Origin of the sequence: Bradyrhizobium sp. SHOUNA76 (assembly GCF_023006445.1) — a bacterium.
Lineage (GTDB): Bacteria > Pseudomonadota > Alphaproteobacteria > Rhizobiales > Xanthobacteraceae > Bradyrhizobium.
On record NZ_JALBHA010000968.1, the window covers coordinates 1 to 980 of the forward strand.

Here is a 980-nt window from a genome sequence, read left to right on the forward strand (position 1 = left end):
CGATCGGTACACTGGGGGCGCTGGCCGGCGCGATCATCGAAGGCGGTGCGCTGGGCTGGGGGCATCCGGCCGTGATCGCCGCTTTTGTCGGCGCCGCCGTTCTCGCCGCGCTCTTCGTCTGGCGCGAGAGGCGCGCGACGCAGCCGATGCTGCCGTTGTCGTTGTTCAGCCACAGGCTGTTCGCGCTGACCTCGCTCGTCGGCCTGCTCGTCAACATCGCAATCTACGGCTTGATCTTCGTGCTCAGCCTGTACTTCCAGCGCATCAACGGGCTGTCGGCGTGGTGGACCGGGCTCGCTTTCGTGCCGATGATGGCGGCGGTGCTGCCGGTCAACCTGCTGGCGCCGCGCCTCGCCGAGCGCATCGGCCCGTGCCCCACCATCGTGGTCGGTGCCTGCGTATCGGCGCTCGGCTGTCTCGGTCTGCTGTGGATTGCGGCTGACACGAGCTATTGGATGATCTGCGCTCAGATGATCGCGATCAGCTCCGGACTTGGGCTGCTGGTTCCGCCGCTGACCTCGACCTTGCTGGGCAGCGTCGAAAAAGCGCGCTCCGGTATCGCGGCGGGCGTCCTGAACGCGACGCGGCAGACCGGCAGCGTGCTCGGCGTCGCGTTGTTCGGCTCCCTGGTGGCCGCGGAGAGGGCATTCATGGCGGGGCTGCATCTGTCGCTGCTGGTGTCCGCAGCGGTCCTGTTGCTCGCTGCCGTCGTGATCGGCCTCGGTGCGCCGGCGCGGGGATGAACAATCCGAGTGAATGAGAACATCTTCTGTTCACCATTGCCGCAACAGGCGCGTAGCCGGTTACCGACTGTCCACTTCTGTTGGTTCAAGTGCGGGTCGATAGGGGCCCGCGATGTATCAAGTTCTCTACTGTCTCACCGAAGAGCACGATTTGCGGCTCGTCGCGCTTGGCGGCGCGGTGTGTCTGCTTGCCAGCGCGGCGGCGATCAGCCTGTTCCACCGGGCGCGCGCGACGCG

General features: G+C 66.6%; 1 protein-coding gene. It reads left to right on the forward strand.

The annotated features are described in order from the left end of the window. The coding region (locus MOV74_RS39030) for an MFS transporter (RefSeq protein ID WP_246932926.1) at positions 1 to 743 on the forward strand (743 nt) is incomplete at its 5' end. Between the last annotated feature and the right edge of the window lie 237 nt (positions 744 to 980).